Annotated in this window: 13 protein-coding genes and 1 pseudogene; 2 read left to right on the forward strand and 12 right to left on the reverse strand. The window is 38.4% G+C overall.

Translation table 11 applies throughout. The annotated features are described in order from the left end of the window. Positions 1-78, reverse strand: a pseudogene (locus F9U64_RS22900) (4Fe-4S ferredoxin); the annotation flags it as partial. Between the two features lie 68 nt (positions 79-146). Beyond that, positions 147-770: a superoxide dismutase gene (locus tag F9U64_RS07505; protein WP_153402394.1), complete on the reverse strand. Its 624-nt coding sequence runs from the start codon at positions 768-770 to the stop codon at positions 147-149. 184 nt (positions 771-954) lie between these two features. On the opposite strand from F9U64_RS07505, the gene F9U64_RS07510 reads away from it, so the two are divergent. Then, positions 955-1,581: a helix-turn-helix transcriptional regulator gene (locus F9U64_RS07510; RefSeq protein ID WP_153402395.1), complete on the forward strand. Its 627-nt coding sequence runs from the start codon at positions 955-957 to the stop codon at positions 1,579-1,581. Positions 1,582-1,754: 173 nt separating this feature from the next. On the opposite strand, the gene F9U64_RS07515 is transcribed toward F9U64_RS07510, so the two are convergent. Further along, complete coding sequence (locus F9U64_RS07515) at positions 1,755-3,776, reverse strand: alpha-L-rhamnosidase-related protein (RefSeq protein WP_153402396.1); 2,022 nt, start codon at positions 3,774-3,776, stop codon at positions 1,755-1,757. 507 nt (positions 3,777-4,283) lie between these two features. On the opposite strand from F9U64_RS07515, the gene F9U64_RS07520 reads away from it, so the two are divergent. Then, positions 4,284-5,858 carry a Vga family ABC-F type ribosomal protection protein gene (locus F9U64_RS07520; protein WP_153402397.1) on the forward strand — a complete coding sequence of 525 codons (1,575 nt, stop codon included), beginning with the start codon at positions 4,284-4,286 and terminating at the stop codon, positions 5,856-5,858. Between the two features lie 5 nt (positions 5,859-5,863). Here the strand turns inward: F9U64_RS07520 and F9U64_RS07525 are convergent, their stop codons facing one another. The 9 genes from F9U64_RS07525 to F9U64_RS22905 form a co-directional block, all read right to left on the reverse strand. After that, positions 5,864-6,547 carry a YesL family protein gene (locus F9U64_RS07525; protein ID WP_153402398.1) on the reverse strand — a complete coding sequence of 228 codons (684 nt, stop codon included), beginning with the start codon at positions 6,545-6,547 and terminating at the stop codon, positions 5,864-5,866. A gap of 13 nt (positions 6,548-6,560) precedes the next feature. Next, the gene (locus F9U64_RS07530; protein WP_153402399.1) at positions 6,561-8,957 is read right to left on the reverse strand and encodes a glycosyl hydrolase family 95 catalytic domain-containing protein; all 2,397 of its coding nucleotides are present in this window, start codon (positions 8,955-8,957) and stop codon (positions 6,561-6,563) included. Between the two features lie 24 nt (positions 8,958-8,981). Beyond that, positions 8,982-11,030 carry a glycoside hydrolase family 65 gene (locus F9U64_RS07535; protein WP_194287306.1) on the reverse strand — a complete coding sequence of 683 codons (2,049 nt, stop codon included), beginning with the start codon at positions 11,028-11,030 and terminating at the stop codon, positions 8,982-8,984. 1 nt (position 11,031) lies between these two features. Further along, complete coding sequence (locus F9U64_RS07540; RefSeq protein WP_153402401.1) at positions 11,032-13,302, reverse strand: AraC family transcriptional regulator; 2,271 nt, start codon at positions 13,300-13,302, stop codon at positions 11,032-11,034. A gap of 300 nt (positions 13,303-13,602) precedes the next feature. After that, entirely contained in the window at positions 13,603-15,126 is a 1,524-nt protein-coding gene (locus tag F9U64_RS07545; protein WP_153402528.1) for an extracellular solute-binding protein, read from the reverse strand. Positions 15,127-15,175: 49 nt separating this feature from the next. Beyond that, the gene (locus F9U64_RS07550; RefSeq protein ID WP_153402402.1) at positions 15,176-16,045 is read right to left on the reverse strand and encodes a carbohydrate ABC transporter permease; all 870 of its coding nucleotides are present in this window, start codon (positions 16,043-16,045) and stop codon (positions 15,176-15,178) included. Continuing rightward, complete coding sequence (locus tag F9U64_RS07555) at positions 16,046-16,999, reverse strand: ABC transporter permease (RefSeq protein WP_153402403.1); 954 nt, start codon at positions 16,997-16,999, stop codon at positions 16,046-16,048. It lies immediately after the preceding gene. A gap of 410 nt (positions 17,000-17,409) precedes the next feature. After that, a complete protein-coding gene (locus F9U64_RS07560; protein WP_228275618.1) occupies positions 17,410-18,894 on the reverse strand; it encodes an Ig-like domain-containing protein in 1,485 nt (494 codons plus the stop codon). A 234-nt stretch (positions 18,895-19,128) separates the two neighbouring features. Beyond that, a complete protein-coding gene (locus F9U64_RS22905) occupies positions 19,129-19,674 on the reverse strand; it encodes a hypothetical protein (RefSeq protein ID WP_228275619.1) in 546 nt (181 codons plus the stop codon). Between the last annotated feature and the right edge of the window lie 42 nt (positions 19,675-19,716).

Genomic DNA, 19,716 nt, shown 5'->3' on the forward strand with positions numbered 1-19,716 from the left:
AATGCAATCTACCGGGCAAACCGTAACACATTCCCCAGCTTTCTCCGCTTCACATGGAGCTGTAATAACAAACGCCATTCTAATCACCTTTCCGAATAAACAAAGAACGGAAAGACAGCTAAACTACCTTTCCATTCTAAATTCTACTATTTATTTAATGCTGCTTGATACTTCTCTGCAACAACATCCCAATTAATTACATTATAAAAGCTGGCAATATAATCTGGACGACGGTTTTGATAATTTAAGTAATAAGCATGTTCCCAAACGTCGATCCCAAGAATCGCTGTTTTTCCTTCTGAAATCGGATTATCCTGATTTGGTGTGCTTGTAACTTCTAATTTACCATCTGCATTCACTACAAGCCATGCCCATCCAGAACCAAAGCGGTTTGCTGCAGCATTAGAGAATGATTCTTTGAATGAATCAAAACCTCCAAGTTGTTCATCAATGGCTTTAGCCAGATCACCTTCTGGCTTATCTGCATTTGATCCTGGTGCAATAACTTCCCAGAATAACGTATGGTTAAAGTGTCCCCCACCATTATTTCTTACAGCTGTTCGAATGTTTTCTGGTACATTATTTAGGTCAGCCAAAATCTCTTCAAGACTTTTTTCAGCTAATGCTTCGTGACCTTCTAGTGCAGCATTTAGTTTGTCAACATATGTTTGATGGTGTTTCCCATGATGAATTTCCATTGTTTTCTGATCAATGTGCGGCTCCAGTGCGTCTGTCGCATAATTTAGTGCAGGTAAAGTGAATTTCCCCATATGTAAAACCTCCATAAATTAATTATTATACTTTTTAGTATAAAAAGTATAATATAAAGATATACCAAAATTATGTATATATCAACTAATCTGCTTGAGTGAATTTTCATTTCATTTCTATGGAACGACTGCTATAGTATAGAATGGAGAAAACTCAGGAAAAGATAGCTTAGGAGGGGCTCCCGTGAAACAATTAGAGAAAACAACAAAAGATAGAATATTAGAAAAGCTAAAAAAAGATATGTCTCTTTCGGTTAATGAACTAAGCGATTATTTAGAAATTACACATATGGCAATAAGAAAACATTTAAATGCATTAGAAAAAGATGGTCTTATTTCCACTCAGCTGATGAAGCTGCCTGTTGGAAGACCTGTTCAAAAATACTTTTTAACAACAAAAGGAAAGCGGCTTTTCCCTAATAATTATGAATCAATCAGTGTTGATTTCTTAAAAGATATTCAGGAATTACATGGAGAAGATTCCATTTCCCAGCTCTTCAAGCGAAGAGAAGCACGCCAAATAACAAATTATTCTGAGCGTCTTACACAGCTTACTGACCAAGGAAAGGTAGAGGAAATGGTAAAAATACAAAATGAAAAAGGATATATGGCAGAATTCAACCATATCGATGATAATCAGTTTGAAATAATGGAATATAACTGCCCTATTTTTGCGGTTGCAAGCGAATTCCATATCGCCTGCCAATGTGAGACGAATATGTTCAAGAACTTACTCGGAACTGAGGAAGTAGAAAGAGCCCAATGTAAAACAGAAGGAAATAACCATTGTCGGTTTGTTGTTAAGTTTTGAAAAAGGTTCATAATCTATAAGAGGATATGATTATGAAACACTGATCATTAGCGAAACTTATCATGGTGCATAATTCTGTTTATCCCCCACTTACTTTCTTACTGTTTTCCGAATTTTTAAGCGGGGGTATTACAGACAGATCAGCGATAAAATAAAATGACAAGAGTTAAAAGCTAAACTAAGTTTACGTGAAGCCATGTGCTGTCATTTGGTATGGTCACTTCGAAAGGTTTGCCATCTTTTTCATATTTTAATATACCCGCTCCAGATGTTGTCCGTACTTTTATCTGCTCATGATTCATATGAATCTCAACTTCTCCCTGACCAATTGGTATTGTACCTTTAAACCATTTCAATCCACCCAGATGAGGTTCAACAGCAAATGTATGATATCCTGGACTTAATGGACGGACTCCCAGGAAGTATTTTCCGATAAGATAAATTGGACTTGCGCCCCATGCATGACAGAGACTTTTTCCATATGGCATATCATACATTTTCAAGTGGTCTTTTCCTGATAGCTGTGGATCGTATTCTTCCCAAAAAGTAGTAGCACCTAATTTCAACATGCCGCCCCAATATGCTGATATTTCATCTAATACAAAAGAATGTTCTCCCACTTCACATAATGCCGCAAGCTCGAAAAAGCGCATATATGGTGTTTTAATCGCCTGAACTTGTGGGTTTAACATCACTTGCTGCTTCACCTTTTCCTTTTGCAGGTCTGTGAAATAACCAAACGAAAGAGCAAAAATGTTTGGGTACTTTGTTATCTTCTCATTCCGCTGATTATTCACCCGATGATGAATTAGCCCGCCTTTCTCCTCATCCCAAAATGTTTCCATTATTTTATCTTTTAACATTTCCGCTTCATTTTCATAGAAGATTTTTCGCTCCTCATCTTCCAAAAGCTCTGCTACCAGTGCCATTGTTTGAAGGCTCCGGCATAACAAAATCTGGATCGTACTGACTTCCCCTCTATTATCAATATCAGCCCAGTCAACAAACACCCAGTCATTTTCGATGCCTTCCATCATGCTATTCTCATTTCTTCTAGCTAAACAGAAATCCATTAATGAGATCATTCGATCATATTGGCTCTTAACAAATTCAAGATCACCACTGTACATATAATAATCATAGATTCCAATAAACCAGTATAGGCTATAATCCAAGATTGTATTGATATGCATGACAACAGGGTCTTTTCCTCTTAGAGCAGTCAATGTCCGTTTGACAACATCACAATCAAAGAAGCTGTAATAATCCATTAAAAATGATTGATACGCATCTCCAGACCACACCCATCTATCTCTCTTGATTCCATCATAGAAAAACTCTCTTGTGTTTAAATGCAGTGTGTAAAGAGAAGTTTCCCAGATTTGATTTAATAAAGAGTCTGAGCTTTGAAAATAACTTCGGTTTTCTACTGGTAAATATTCATACTGCAAATGGACATTCCCAATCTCTATTATTTTTTCACTTGGTACAATTTGCACATAGCGAAACGCCCTTGATTTTTCCAGCATCATACTTTCCTCATCGTCTGAAAAGGCAATCTTATCAACCAGTATACAGTTTTCCTTGTCTTCTGCCTCTTCCACAGATTCACCATAATAAATGGTCAGCTCGCCTTCTCCTTTCACTTTCTCGAGCTGTAAATAACCAAACATCTCCTTGCCAAAATCGATAAATATACTGTCACTTCGCCTGTCCACCGTAATCGGTTCTTCTAGCTTTCTTGGCAGACGGAACAATGACGGCATCTTCTCAGACGTATTGAATTCCTTTTTCCAATTGCCGACAGTGTGCCAATTTTGGTCATAACACGAGACCTGCCATTGGTCGTTTGAAAAAACAGTTTCTCCACTTACATATATTGCTGGCACATTTACTCTGTTATAGACCGTAATCGTTAATTCATGTTCTCCTGCCGGAAGACGCAATTGCCCCTGATTTGTTCTGTAATTATCTCTCCCATCAAGAAAAGCAGCAAAGGTACCATCAGCGACTATATCGATCATTTCAGGCTGATCAATTACATATTTGTATTTATAAATCACGGAACTGTAATGCCGATCAAGCCTCCAAAATGGCGGATATATGGCACCCCTCATTTCTCTTTGTACAGAAATCTTTTCATGCAGCCACACTTCCCAGTCACCAGGATACCAGATCCAATATGCCATGTTCATTTCATTCCCTCCTGTTATTGACTATATATCCCTCAGGGAAGGTAAGCGGTTGCAAAAGTGAGGAACATTTTATTGCGAATACTTAAGGAACGGAAGTATCTTTTCATAGTTAACCTCCCTGAAGTAATACTTAATAAAATAATTTTACGCTTGAATAAGCGGAAGTTCAATAAATATTTTGACCTGTTAGAAATAATACTTTGACTTTATTTACTAATTCACATACACTGATACTAACAAAAACGAAAGGGTGAACCTTAGGCCAATGAAGTTATAATCCTATTTCTCAGTAATATTTTCATAAAAAAAGCTGTTCCTAATAACAAAGGGATCAGTCTGTCTTTATGGTAAATATTCAGAATAGGATTATACAGATTTGCTAAGGTATAAGGTCAATAGAGGTATATTTAACTCTATTGGTGTACCCTTTAATCAGTATGTCTCCTATTCTGGATCAGAATATGGGGACTTTTTTATTTGTCTCCTAACAAAAAGGAGCGGTCCAGCATGCTATTACAAGCGAGTCAGCTTACTATTTCTGTTCAGGCCCGGCAACTAATGGAGATAGATACATTGGAAGTTCACGAAGGGGATCGGATTGGATTAGTTGGAAAGAATGGAACAGGCAAAACGACATTGTTACACACACTCGCCGGGATGCTAAAACCGGAGAATGGCGAAATTACTTGTCATACGACAGTTGAATTACTTCCACAATTAAAAGAGAAAGACAGTTATAAGAGCGGTGGGGAAATTACACAGGATTATATCCAAAAGGCATTCGCAAACCAAAGCGGCCTATTATTAGCTGATGAACCGACAACACACCTTGATACAAAACATATCACATGGGTGGAACAGATGATCAATCGCTGGCAAGGTGCGTTTATCGTCATTTCACATGATCGCGCCTTTCTTGATGCAGTTTGTACAACAATATGGGAAGTTGCTGATGGAACCATCCGGGTATACTCAGGGAATTATCAGGCATATCAGGTGCAGAAGGAACAAGCCGCACAGCAGCAGGAACAGGCATATGAGAAATACCAGACAAAAAAGCAACAGTTAGAGCGTGCCCTTGTATTAAAAGAACAAAAAGCAAATCGCGCAACGAAAAAACCGAAACAAACAAGCCGGTCGGAAGCCAAAATCACTGGCGCCAAACCTTACTTTGCCAAGAAACAGAAGAAACTGCAGCAAACAGCAAAAGCGATGGAATCAAGATTGGAAAAGCTTGAAAAAGTGGATAAACCTTTTCAAGAAAAATCTATTGAAATGGACATTCCCCATCAAGCAAAAGTCCAAGGACGTAATTTAATCCAGGTCCGGCATCTGAATGGAAAAGTCGGAGGTAAAAAGCTGTGGAATGATGCGAGCTTCCTTATCAAAGGTGGCGATAAAGCAGCAATAATCGGAGAAAACGGATCTGGCAAGACAACGTTAATCCGTAAACTGATGGCGGAAGAACATGGTGTTACTATTTCTTCTGCATGCCAAATCGCTTATTTTAAGCAAGATCTATCACTGCTTGATTCGGATAAATCCATCATTGAAAATGTAAAGGAAAGCTCGAAACATGATGAAACGTTAGTACGAACCGTTTTGGCAAGACTTCATTTTTACCGTGATGATGTATATAAAAAAGTCGGTGTGTTAAGCGGCGGGGAGAGAGTAAAAGTCGCTTTAGCCAAACTGTTTTTAAGTGACAGTAACACGCTCGTACTCGACGAACCAACCAATTTCCTGGACTTGGAGGCAATGGAGGCATTAGAAAAATTGCTTATTGAGTATGAAGGGACCATTATCTTTGTTTCTCATGATAGAAGATTTGTCGAAAAGGTAGCGACACAGATCATTTCAATCGAGGAACAGAAACTCACGTATTTCAATGGCAGCTACAAGCAATATCTTAATAGAGATCAAAAACAGAGCACAGATGAACTGGCAGAACAAAAACTAATTATTGAAACAAAATTAACCGATGTGTTAAGCAGACTTAGTATCGAACCAACAGACGCACTTGAGCAAGAATTTCAGTCACTGTTAAAAAAGAAGAAAGCATTAGAGAGCACTGATCATTAACAGGATCAGTGCTTCTGTTTTTCCACTAAATATATTTTAATAAAAACAAGCAATGACAAAAACGCGATAACAGATCCAGTTAAAAAGGGGAGCAGAATTGTTGCCCATTGCGTTAATCCATACAGAAAAACGACACTGATTAAGCCAAGAGACATAGACAGGATTGGGTGACCAAACATTAATATAGCAACATTTCTAAATAATTTCTTAATGGGCAGATCAAAATAGTTAACACTGGAACAGACCAGTAAATTGTAAATAAATGCAAAGAACCCAATGACAATAAAAAAGTAGACGAAAGCTGTATTTCCAACCTGTACTAAGTAAAAGAAGTCAATCAGCAGTACTGCCCAGAAGGCAGCAAATACTGCGCCTATTTTCATACTTCTTCGATAGTTTTTCTTATATGAAATACAAAAATCATGTATCACTCTCACATCTTCTTTTTTGATGAATTTGTCTACAATCGAAAAGAGCGCGACAGTAGCAGGATAAAAAATAAATGGGGAAAGCAATAAAATCATCCCCGTTAACACAAAAATAACTCCCATCGTTTCCGCCAGCAATAAATTTAACAGAAGAAAAACGATTGGTATGTTAAACACAAGCCAGATTAAATTTCCGATACAAAACCGATATATCCAATCTGCCAAAACATAGAAGCCGCCAAGCACCCCTGAATTCTGCATATTTATCCCCTTTCTATTCTTTAGAGAATATTTTTAATGTCTGATCTGGTTTCATCGTAATTTGCCTGTACCTTTTTCCATAATCAGATTCTGTTACTTCCCCGTTACCCTTCCAGGCATAATCTGTTAAATAATTCGGCAAGCAAATGGTAATTTCTGTTTTCCTTGTTGAGATAATCTCGGCAAAAAATCTCCGCTCTGTCAGATTCCAATCAAAGCTTACCTTTCCTGTACAGAAGTAAAAATCATCAACATTTCCTTCCGTCCATTCATCTGGTAATGCAGGCAGAAATCTAATCATATCTGAAGAGACATACAGCAGCATTTCCTGTACCGCATTGACAATTCCTAAATTAGCATCCATTTGAACAGGTGCATATTCAATCTCCATTGATAAGCCCATATTTCTCCAATCATTATGAACGGTATATAAGTTGTTCAATAAACAGGAGCGCGACAAATGATCCAGGCATTGAAGCGAACGATTGCTGTCTGCTAATCTTGCATAAATACTGGCCATATGAGCAAAGGACCAGCTTGTTTGTGCACCAAGTTTTCTTTTCTGTACAGCTTTTTGAAAACCATTGAACAATGCTTCATTCTCTTCTCTTATAATTTCCTTCCCAGGGAAAAGCGGATAAATATGGGAAAGATGCCGATGCTCATTATTATCCTCAAACTGATCATTCATCCATTCCTTAATAGATCCATCCTGATTCATCTCGTAGTCAGGAATTTTCGCCAGCATGTCTTGCCAATCCAAGATTTCTTCCTTATACATTGAAACACGCGAACTGCCTTCGATTAAATTGACCAGCAACTCTTTTAATACGGCAAAATCCATCGCAGCATTGATGGCTGTTGGCATTGGATGAGGAATTGGCTCGTTGCTGACAGGCATATAATTACCTGGAGTATTTTCTGGCGAAACAGAAGGATAATACTGGTATAATCCATCGTCTCCAGTAACTAAAAAATCCTCATAAAACATCGCCGCTTCTTTCATAAACGGCAATGCTTTTTCCTTTAGAAACTTCTCATTTCCACTAAACTGGTAATGTGCATAAAAATGTTGTGCCAACCAGCCGGCAGCAGAAGTCCAATTCATTATGACTGGTACTAACTGATTCGGTTTTCCAATACCGGGTGTCGACCCTGCAGGGATATAAATACCACCGCAGCCATACAGCTTCCTCGCATTATCGCGGAAATCATCCATTAAGCTGAGATAGTAATCGATTAATGTATGATTGAATTCTGATAATCCGCCAACAGAGGCATGCCAATACATCATTTGAATATTTTCATTTGCCATCCGGTGACTCCACATTAATTGATAATCTCCATGCCATAGTCCATACATTGCGAAAGGCTGTGCACCAGCTTTTGTTCCAGAGATAAATAAATACCGGCCATAGGACCATAATTTTTCAATAAGCCTTGTTGGTGCTTTTCCTTTATATGCTTGTAACAGCAATTCCTCATTTGAATATTCTGCCTTATCATTTGTCAGCTGTAATTTAGAAGAAAAATATAGTGGCTGATAGATTTGCAAATGCTTATTTAGCATTTTTTCATAATTGCCGCTCATTTCGTCCAATTCACTCTTTAGCTGAGACCATTGCTGTTCACTGTCTCCCTTAGCAAAAACTTTCACAAGTACTATCAATCTGTCAGCATTGTAACAACTTATTTCTTCTTGTTCTGTTTCAAGCTGGCCGCCTTCCATGTAAATTTTGCAAACCGCACCAAAATCCTCTCCATCTTCATTGGTAGCTTTATAGAAAAGATAGGAACCCTCTGCTTTAGTCACAACTGTACTTCTTAATTCATCATATCTATCCTGAAGTCTTGGCATATCTGTTGGATGGAGACGAAATCCTAACTTAGCATTGATTGAACTTATCCTATTTGCTTCCATCTTATAGACAATGAGATTATCAGCGTGTGAAACAAATAAACTTCTGTTAAAACGTTTCTCGCCTTCATTCCATGTCACATTCACTTCTCCTGTTTCCATATTAATTCCCCGAGAATAATCACTAAATCCAGCTTCACACGACATGTCTACTTGCAGATCCCCAAGCGGCAGGGGACTTGCTAACTTAGAAAAATAACCACGCGCTTTTACTTCATTCGTTAAACGCCAATTCGCTTCATTGAATTTTCCCTGATCCATCAGCTCCCTGGTTTCCTTCAATGTATGGCTGACATCTGGCAGTTCTCCTTTTACACCCATATGCCATAACCCGGAATGATTGAGTAAAATCGTCTCCTTTTTAATGGCTCCATAAACCGCTGCACCGATTTCCCCATTGCCTGCCGGCAGTGCTTCCCGCCACATATTTCTCCACCATGAGGCTGGATATTGCAAGACCAGCTTATTTCGATCTGATGTATTATCAAACATTGCTACCCATCCCTTTTAGGAAATTTAGATATATTGTTGAAATCCTTCCGCATCAATGACCCAATTATCTTTCGGAAAACCAGGGTATTTTTCAGAACCGCTTCCATCCCAGCCTGCAATCATCATCGCAATGGCAATTAACAACCCGCCATTGCCTGGTAAATATGCGGTTAATCCTTTCCGTTGATAGTTATGACCATTTGGCAGGTACGTATTTTTGACTCGATCCATTAATAAAAAGTCAACGGCCTGCTCTGTTTCTCCCAGTCGGGCTGCTGTCATCGCACACATCGGAAAATCCCATCCCCACGCTGTATCCCATTGCCAGTCATCCTTAACTTTTTGCAACGTATTTCTCATGATTTCTTTATCAATTAATGAACCAGATAAAATACCGAACGCCGCAACCATTGAAGGATGATCATGGTTCTTTTCCGTAAAAGTATCCTCACAGTTCTCATGAGCTAAATAAACATTATCCGCCACTCGTGGTCTCTTTAAGGAATTAGCAACATCGATCCAATTCTTGTCTGGTTCGACTTCTAATCTCTCTGCCCACTTTACTGCAGTATCTAACCCATATTTCCAGTACTCTATTTCATATGGCGGGTTCTTTGAGTCTTCCATCCGGTGACATTCTTGTGCTGGTATTAATGGAGGTGCCAGAACAAAGGCTTTACTCTCCTCTTCCCATACAACCAGATCTGCCATGAAATCTGCTGATTCAAAGACAATTTCTTTATATTGCTCCAGCACTGCTAAAGATTCATTATCACGGTATAGTAATTCTGCCAGCATGATCGGATGCGGCTGTTGCCAGATCAAACCTGGCGCAACTGGTGATGGACTTTGTTTCCCGTCAACACCGACCATTTTGGGCCATCGCACTCCCTCATACCCTTGGCTTTTGGCAAGATCTTTTGCAAGAGGCAATATGTCGTTATACCATTGCAAACCTCTATTTAAGAGTTCTGCTCTCCCCCATAAAGGAAAGTGTGCAGCATGCCACCAGTGCATTTCCAGATGGGCTTTTCCAAACCAGCTGTTGTACATTAGCCCTGTTTCCTGTGGCGGAATCTCCCCACTGCTGTGAATCCTCGTTAAATATTGGGACATGATCACTCTTCGTTCTAATTCATCCGCTCGTTTATCCTTGCTGCCTTCAAAGGAAACAAAGGCACCACTTTGCCAAAAATCCTGCCAAAACTGCCGGGAAGTTTGGAATATCTCCTCTAATGTATGTACAGTTATTTCTTTGACAGGACTGTAAGTGATGGTAAAGCTATATTCATTTGTTTGTGGAGGGGTGAGTTGATATTGATGGATGCCAATGCTTGTAAATGCTGCGTCACCTTTCTCCCATTGCACATAATAATAGTCATCATCCATTTCGCGTTTAAGGAGTACATGCTGTTCATTGTCGTTTATTACTTCTGTTTGATGTCTGTCTTGATTCTCCCAAGTTAAATCCGTTGCCTCAGCCCAGCTGTTATGATGAACATCAGGACAAGGAAATGATTGAATGATCTTTATCCGGCCTTCTTCCAACAAAGGGGAGACAATTTTGATCCCTAATGTATCTGACTTTGGATCACAAACTGTCTTGACCATTACTTCCTGGCCGTTTACTTTATATGTGCTTGTGATGATCCCTGACCATAAATCCTGTTCTTGATTTATTTCTGTAATGTCACTTGTGTTTACCTGCTGACCATTCCCATCGATGAACTGGAATGATACTTGGCCAAGTTGTATCCTGTGCGGGTTTTGCCTCAGCCAGTGATAAGCCTCTTCTTTATTACCAGGTTTCATCGGATATGGTACATGACGGCCATTGTGCTCATATAATTGGTATTCGATATCTTGCTCACCAAAGAGCCCTTTGCCTTTACTATAATGCCACCCCCAATTGGACTGTGTACCTAATGGGGTTTCATACAATTGCGGAAAGGATTGCAGTCCTGTAAAATCAACACTAAAGCCAAAATTACTGTTGCCAAGCGATAATGGAGATAATGATTCCACTTGGTTAATCTTAGGATTATGCTTCTTTATAATTCGTTTTCTATCCAATTTATATTCCTCCCTTTGCATTTTGATCTGTTTCTGCCAGAACTGATTTCGTCCTGCGGTATTTTCCTGGTGTCATATCATAATATTCACGAAACTTACGAATAAAGCTGTTCTCATGCTGGTACCCTACCTCAACCGCAATATCTGCTATTTTCGTATCTGTTTTCAATAATAACGCCTGCGCACGCTCCATTCTTAATCTGGTAAAATATCCATAGATCGTATCATCCATTTCTTCCTTAAACCATTGACTAGCTAAACTGACACTGACACCAACTGATTCTGCAATTTCCGGTATGCCAATTGGTTCATTTAAATGTTCGGTCATATATTGGACCATTTGCTTACACTTAATATATTTTTTCGATTCATTTAATTTTTTTATATTCTCGATTTTCTCTGAAATGATGCTTTTCATCCATTCGGAAATATCATCAATATCCATTGTCTGCAATTCGATATCTGAAACAAACGAATTGCTTTTATCATCCTTATATATTTCTTCTTTCACCTTCTCCAGCACATAAAATGCTTGTTTTGGCTGGATCGCCTCTCTACTTATAAGTTCCCGCATATTATTGATAATTTCAATCTGCTGCATTGGATCTGCTTTCGTAATCGTCTTTATCAGCTGATCCGCTTTTAACAGGAACCTGGAATGGCTGATCGTATCATCTGAATAAACAAAGACATTTCCATAACCTTTTAACACCCGGTATTGTAATACTTCCTCCGCCTGATTCATCGCAACTTTAACATCTTTAATGTTGACACAAGCTTCATTTATCCCGACTGACACGGAAAACTTAAGAATATCCTCCACCTTTGAAAGCGCTATCTTTAAATGGTTGATTAAATTCACCTGTTCTTCTGTTGGCTGAATAATAAATACCATTTTATCTGCCCCGATATCAACAGATTCTACAAGAAAATGTGTTGATAAAACTTCGGCAATTATATTTGCCATACCAGATTTCACTACCGGATGATAATTTTCCGTGACTTTTTTGCGCCATACTGGATAATTATCGATCGATACCACCAGTATTTGAATCGATTGATGCGACCATTCCGTAAAATATGTTTGCCACTTTTCCGATATTTCTTTTTTATTCACTAATTTACCTATATAGATATCATAAACAAATTTGGATTTTGCTTCAGATTTTACTTTTTTGATGAGATAAGACAAGTGTGCATGATCACTTACCAAATCATCGATAATATTCTCAAGATAAATCAAGTCTCTTTGGTAATCATGTTTATCATCAACAGCCAAGAGCTCTTTCAATCGTCGAATCGGCCTTAATTCGATAGAGTGAATAAAGAATATAGCAATACCGCCTAATATCAGTGCAATAAACGATACAAGAATCACAACATCTCTTATCGTTTTCGATTTAGCGAGGACACTCTCTTGTGAAACAACGGATATATATTTCCATCCAGCATAATTCGATTCTATCTGACTTGTTAATAAAATCTTATCATCGAAATTGAGATCCATTAAGTTATCTGTTTTTATTCTCTGCTCTACATATTCCACGGTTCCTTGATCAAAGACATGATTGCTTGATTGAAAGAGAACGGTATCATTCTGGTCCACAATATATTGCATACTGTTGGATTTGGTTTCATCAGGTGACTTCAGTTTGGAAAAAAGCTCCTGCTGGTCTAAGTTTACAGCAATCAGCCCCATTGCTTCGCCTCTTATACTGATTTTGCGAAACAGCGTTATATTTGACCCTTTATGTTTGGCACCCTCTGGCAAGTCCCGGTATTTCACAATCATGGAGGTTTGTTTCAATTCATCCAGAACATTGATCCATTCTGCATCATTAAAGGTCATACTGCTTGAACTGTATCCTTGTGGAACAGCAACAAAACTGTCTTTATTAATATGATAAATATAAATGCTTTGAACTACAGAAGAATTCTGAGAAATTGTTGATAATTTATTATAGATATTTCTAACATTCTGGTAGGAACTCTCCCCGTTATTTGTTAAAAATTGATAAACATTCTGGTCAAGCGCTAACTTCACTGCAATTTGATCTGCGTCGATCAAATACTCATCAATATAATTCTTGTTGATTTTCAACATTTGCACCTGTGGCTCATTTAATTCCTGTCGTAAAACCTCTCGGGACGTGTAATAAGAAGAAAAGCCAACAATCATGATAATAAATACAACCAGAATCATTACAACTAACAGCAGTCTTGTCTGTGTGTTGGATAATTTCCTCCTCAACATAATTGGTAACCCTTTCATAATAACTCACCTACTTTCTATCATTATCCGTTTTTCTTATTATAGAGGATGTTCAGAAAGTCACCAAATAATAAGCGGCGAATCTCTTCGTTGGTTTGCGAGTCCGCTTCTCACGTATTCAGACCATACGTTCCGCTGCTCCTCACTGCACCGCCTCGACCTTCTTGCTTCTAATTTGCCGACTTTATGAACACTCACCTATAGTATATGATAGAAGTCTTTGGTAAATTAATTTTCGTTCAATACCATTTCAAAAGTATTCACTCCTTCTCTCATATTTAGAGAAGGAGTGAAATGATTCTATTTTGCTTTTTCATACCATTCCTGAACACGTTTCGTTACTTCTTCACCGCCAGATTGATTCCATGTCTCAACAAATTCATCAAATTTTTCAATCGGCCACTCACCAATGACGATCTTCGTTAAATATTCCTGGAATAATTTATGTGACTGAATATCCGGATATCCTTCATAAACAGTGGAAGGCATCCCGTCTCCTGCAATTCTTCTTGCGTCAGCCTTACTCACTTCAAATATATCAGTAATCATTTGCTGCTCTTCTTCAGGGAAAGAGTTCTCAATTCTTACTTTCATTGTTTCATCTGTTGTAAAATTCGCCATTCCGAGCACAAGCGGCTTTTCATCTGATGATGGTAATAATACCTTTTCGCCATCAACCACCTCATGCTGCATGCCTTCGATTCCATATGTTACAAATTCCTCATTTTCAGGATTATAGAAGAAATCAAGAAGTTTTAGTGCATTAATAGCATTTTCTTCTGAAGCTTTTGGAATAATCCACTCTGGTTCACCCATGCTCTTTTGGGTAATAAATCCTTCAAATCCTTCCACTTCCGGAAGCGGCAGACCAACAATATAAGGTTCTGTGTTTCCTTCTCTCAGTGCCGTAATTTTTTCTCCCAAGTTCGCTGGAAGGTGATACCAGCTGCCCACAAGGTTATTATTAACTTTTGCTGCCCATACATCACCTTTGTTTAAGAAGGTCTCATTATCTAATAAACCTTCTGCATACAGCTCGCGAATAAAGGCAATAGCTGCTTTCATATTCTCAGAAGTGCCGGCATAATTGATCTCACCATTATAAATATCCCATTCTGGATAACCTTCCCACATCGCTACACCAAACATGGCAAATAAGTGATCCATCCAGCGTCCGAATTCTCTCCCGCTTGTCGGAAGTTCATCCTGTTTTCCATTTCCATTCGGGTCTTGATCGCGAAAGGCAATTAACATTTCCTTATATTCTTCCAGCGTTTTCGGCATTTCCATTCCCACTGCATCCAGCCAGTCTTTTCTTAGTAGTGCAGCTCGCTCCGGAATCATATATACCTTTGGAATATAATATATCTTGCCGTCAGGTGATGCTGTTCTTACAATATTCCATGCTTCCTCAGGAATCTTCTCCCACGCATTTGGTGCATACTTTGGCAATAATTCATCTAATGCTAATGCACCGCCCTGATTAATTAATGTCTGTTCAACCCCACCAATTGGTCTTAAAATATCCGGAAAATCTTCTGATGCAATCATCAGGTTGATATATTCGGCCGGATCAGAACCTGGAGGTGTTGTCATTAATTCATACTCCACTCCTGTCTTTTCTTTTACATACTGCAAATGTTCACTGCTGCTGTCAGGTTTTGTTCCTTTCCCCATATGGCTTTTGAAGACAGTAACGACTGCCGCTTCATCCGAACCCTCTGAATTGCCTGTTTCCCCCGATTCATCTGGTGTCTCACTTGCCTCCTCATTGGAAGAACAACCACTAATCAATAACAAAGCCATCAAAAACGCAGCTAACATGAATACATAATAGTTCTTTTTCACAATATAACCTCCCCAATTTAATTGCTTATTCTTTCAATGAACCAAGTACTGCCCCTTTAACAAAATACTTTTGTAAATAAGGGTAGACAATAACAATAGGAATAGTTGCAAAAATAATTGTAGCCGCTTTCAAAGTAGTTGTATTAAAATCGAAATCACCCATTATTAAATCAACTGCCGCCATCTCTTCTTCTGAGGTGAAGAATGCCCTTAAACGCATTTGCAATGGCCAAAGATCAGGATTCCGCAAAAACAGAACAGCCGTCTTAAATGTATTCCAATAACCAACTGCATAAAACAGACCGATCGTTGCTAATACAGGCTTCGATAACTGTAAGTAAATCTGGAACAATAATCTGAATTCATTACAACCATCTATACGTGCTGCATCATCAAGATCTTTAGGGATATTCATAAAGAATGTCCTGACGATGACCATGTTGAAAGTACTAATTAATCCCGGGATAATTAATGACCAAATCGAATCCATTAAACCTACTTCTCTTACCGTTAAAAAGAAAGGGATCATTGGTGCATTAAATATCATTGTTAAAACCATAATTAACATAATTGGCTTTCGCAACATAAACTCTTTCCGTGATAATGGAAACGCTGTCAAAACAGTGAAAAGCATACTGAGAAATGTTCCGACAACAGTGATAAATACTGTCACACCAAATGCTCTCCACAGCACCTCATTTTGAAGGATATGTTTCCAAGTCGCTAACGTAAAATCAACTGGAATCAAGAATACTTCTTTCGTATCAGCAGCGATAGGCGAACTGAACGAAACAGCTAAGAGATGCAGGAGCGGTGCAATCATTGTTGATGCCAATACGATTAACAAAATATAATTAAATGCTTGAAAAACTTTTTCTCCAATACTTAGTTTCATTTACCACAACCCCTGTTCTGATTTTCTCGCTAGTCGGTTGAAAATCCACAGTAAAGCAAATCCGATCACTGACTGGAACAGCCCAATTGCTGTCGTTAAACTGTACTGACCTTGAAGTACACCGGCTCTGTAGACATATGTTTCAATAATGTCACCAACAGAATAGGTCATTGGTGTTAATAAGTTAAAGATCTGATCAAAACCAAGCTCAAGGAAATTACCAATATTTAATAAGAATAATACAGTAATTGTTGGAAGCAGTAGTGGCAATGTGATATAGATAGTCTGTTTGAAGCGATTTGCTCCATCTATAACTGCTGCTTCATACAAGCTCGGATTGATTGCAGTGATTGCTGCTAAGTAGATAATCGTACCCCAACCAACTTCTTTCCATATGCCGGAGATAACCACAATGGTACGGAAATAGGCTTCTTCCTGCATAAATAAAATTGGTGCATAGCCAAACATCTCCCGAATCGCATTAACAATTCCTTGATTTGCTAATAATTCAAACACTATTCCACCTACAACAACCCATGATAGAAAGTGCGGAAGATAGAACAAACTTTGTACCGTCTTCTTTAAAATCAGTATTCTTACTTCATTAAATAATAATGCTAAAATGATTGGTGCCGGAAATTGAAAGATTAACTGGTATAGAGCAATTAACGCTGTATTTCTTAACACTTCATGGAAATCCTCATAATTAAGCAGATGAATAAAATTGTCCAACCCTACCCAGGGACTTCCAGCTATCCCATTAAAAATTTGATAGTCCTGAAATGCGATTACACTGCCCAGCAGCGGAATATACTTGAAAACAATGTAATAAATAATGCCTGGCAAGATCATTAAGTATAATACCCAGTGTTTCCTGATATTTTTAACTAAACGATTTGACAACAATTGTTTTCTGCTTTTATTTTGAGCTAGTACTTTTGCTTGCTCTTCCATACACTCCCCCCTTTCTTTTCTTTGGAATCATCATACCGTCAGAGCAGCGAAATTAACAATCAACTATTTCTCCATTTACTATGCAATTCTTATAGATTGCTGATAATAAAGGATTTGTTGAGCTTATATCGAAATGGTTTGTTCTGTTATAACTGATGCAGAGACGGGCTCTCCCCGGTACAAGCATCCATACCGCAGCGTGCGGGAAAATGATTCATCTTATTTTACTAAGATGAATTGATAAGCAAGAGGAGTTAAACACTACTTTTTCCAAGACCCCAACAAAGGGGCAAGCGCCCGTTTCTGTCAGCGAATATCACAAAGATTAATTTTATACTTTCTTTGCCTCAAAAAAAGACTTGCATCAACAACCTTAAAAGGTTTTGAATGATGCAAGCCCCATTTCCTTTTTATTGTTCTTCCATTTTAATTTGTGAAAATTCAGCTGTTGTATAATGGATCAATTCATTTGATTCTTTCGCCCCATCTACAGCAAATCCAATATAAACCTCATCTGACATACTTATTTCTCTTCTGCCTACTTCCGTCCATTCCTCTCCATCCTCAGAAGCATATCCGATTAATTGATCTCCAGATCGCTCAATTTTCAACCAGTACGGAATATTTGTATTTAAGAGAGCAGGTACTCCATTTTCTTCTGGTCGATCATTTTTACCAGGTGCGACAATATCAATCCCATTTACTTCTCGATAGGAAAAATGCACAGCATATAAAGAATCTTGTTTGTCTGCTTTAATGACAGAGGTACTAATCATCGCCGTTTTTGCATCAGGGGTTAATTTTTCTCTTATCATTAAACCAGAAATCGCATTATTGTTAAATTTGGTTATTTCATCTACCTTGGCTACTAAGGAACCATCACCTTCTAGCTTTTGATAGGCAAATTGGAAAGCATCCTGATCATCTATTATTCTTCCAGAGCCTCTCACTGTTAATACATCCTCACTAATGCTTACATTTCCTTTTACATCAACCTGACCAATATCTTTTGATTTCCATTCCGTATTATTTTTAGCATTTACATGAATGGCGGTAGAGGTCGTCTGAGTTGCATTGCCTTGATTATCAATCGCCTTTGCTGATACAAACCACGTTCCATCAGGAGCATCTTCCCAAGTGAAGCGGAAAGATCCATTTGTTGCTTCACCAATTTTTTGATCATTTTGGTAATACTCTACTTTTTTAATATTCTTCTTATTCTCTAAAGCTACCTGGAAAGAAATATTTTTTTCTGCTTTATGCACGCTGTCCGCTTTAGGTGACACTAATTCCACGCCAGGATTATCTGGTTCATGATTCATATCGGTTAAAGAGTTTAGATATAATTCTAAATTGGAATATCCTGATTCTGTTATTACCTTTCCATCTTCTTCATTATGCGGATCCAGGCCATTCTCTATTTCCCACTCATCTGGTACACCATCATGATCTGTGTCTTCAGGAGGAGCAGTTGATTTCATTTCAGGATGACCGCCAACTTCCCATTCATTATTAATGATTCGTCCTGTACCATTTCTAACATCATTAACAACTCTTGCATCAACCGCGTCTCTCTTTGGCAAGGTGGCACCAGCCCGATTTAATACCAACTCATAAGCTTCCTCCGCTGGTTTAATCGTTAACTCATCATGACCAAGCACAGGATATGGGGTCTCACTGAAAGTCACATCTGTTTTAACATCTTCTACTCCTAACCAATTGTTCTTACTTACATCTTCATTATTATGCATGACATTACCATTAATATAAAACCATCCTGGAGTCCCATCCCTGCCTGGACTTATAATTCTTTGATCTACATTTCTGTATGTCGCAGGACCAGGTTTGTAGTAATTATTAATAATATTGTTTTGCTGATTCTCTCCGCCATACATGGAATTAAAACCCCAATTATAAATAACGTTATTTGTGAGGTCAGCATGTGAGACTGGGTGAATTTCATTACCACTATTCCCGAGAGCAGGGGCTCTGCTTATATGTGTTGCTATCAGATTATTAGTAAATGTCGCATTCTCACCGCCCCATATTCCCCCATACCCATGACGACCTTTCGAATGGCCGGAAATCAGCAGACTTTCACTGATAATACTCCATTGTACGGTTGTATTTTAATTGCGATAAAAGGAAAAGGCTTCATCTATTCCCCAGCTTGCTGATACATGATCAATGATGGCATCTTTAATATCTGTTCCACCAAATGCATCAAACTCCGTTTCCAGGTTTTCACTGCCAGGTCGAAATCTTAAATATCGAATGATAATATTTTCAGACCCACTTATATTCGTACCATATCCTGCTACCGTTATTCCATCACCAGGTGCTGTTTGTCCAGCCAGTGTAAGGTTTTTCTGTTCAATTCTCAAGGGCTGTTTTAAATGAATGGTACCAGAAACTCGAAAAACAATTGTCCGATTATCCTCACTGACCGCATCTCTTAACGATCCTTCAATTGGTTCTTCTCCCTCACCGTAATCTTCGGTTGTGGTCACTTCATACACATCGTAACCTCTGCCGCCAGTTGTATATTTCCCGCCACCTTCTGCGCCAGGAAATGCCAACACTCTTTCTGATTTAGCAGCTGACTGCACATAAGTCCCCTCAAACAGGATAGAACTAATAAGCACGAGAGACAGAAACAAGATAAACTTCTTCAATAAAATCATATCCTCTCATCATATATTGTTTTCGGTTTCATT

This window comes from Gracilibacillus oryzae (genome assembly GCF_009498735.1).
GTDB lineage: Bacteria > Bacillota > Bacilli > Bacillales > Amphibacillaceae > Gracilibacillus > Gracilibacillus oryzae.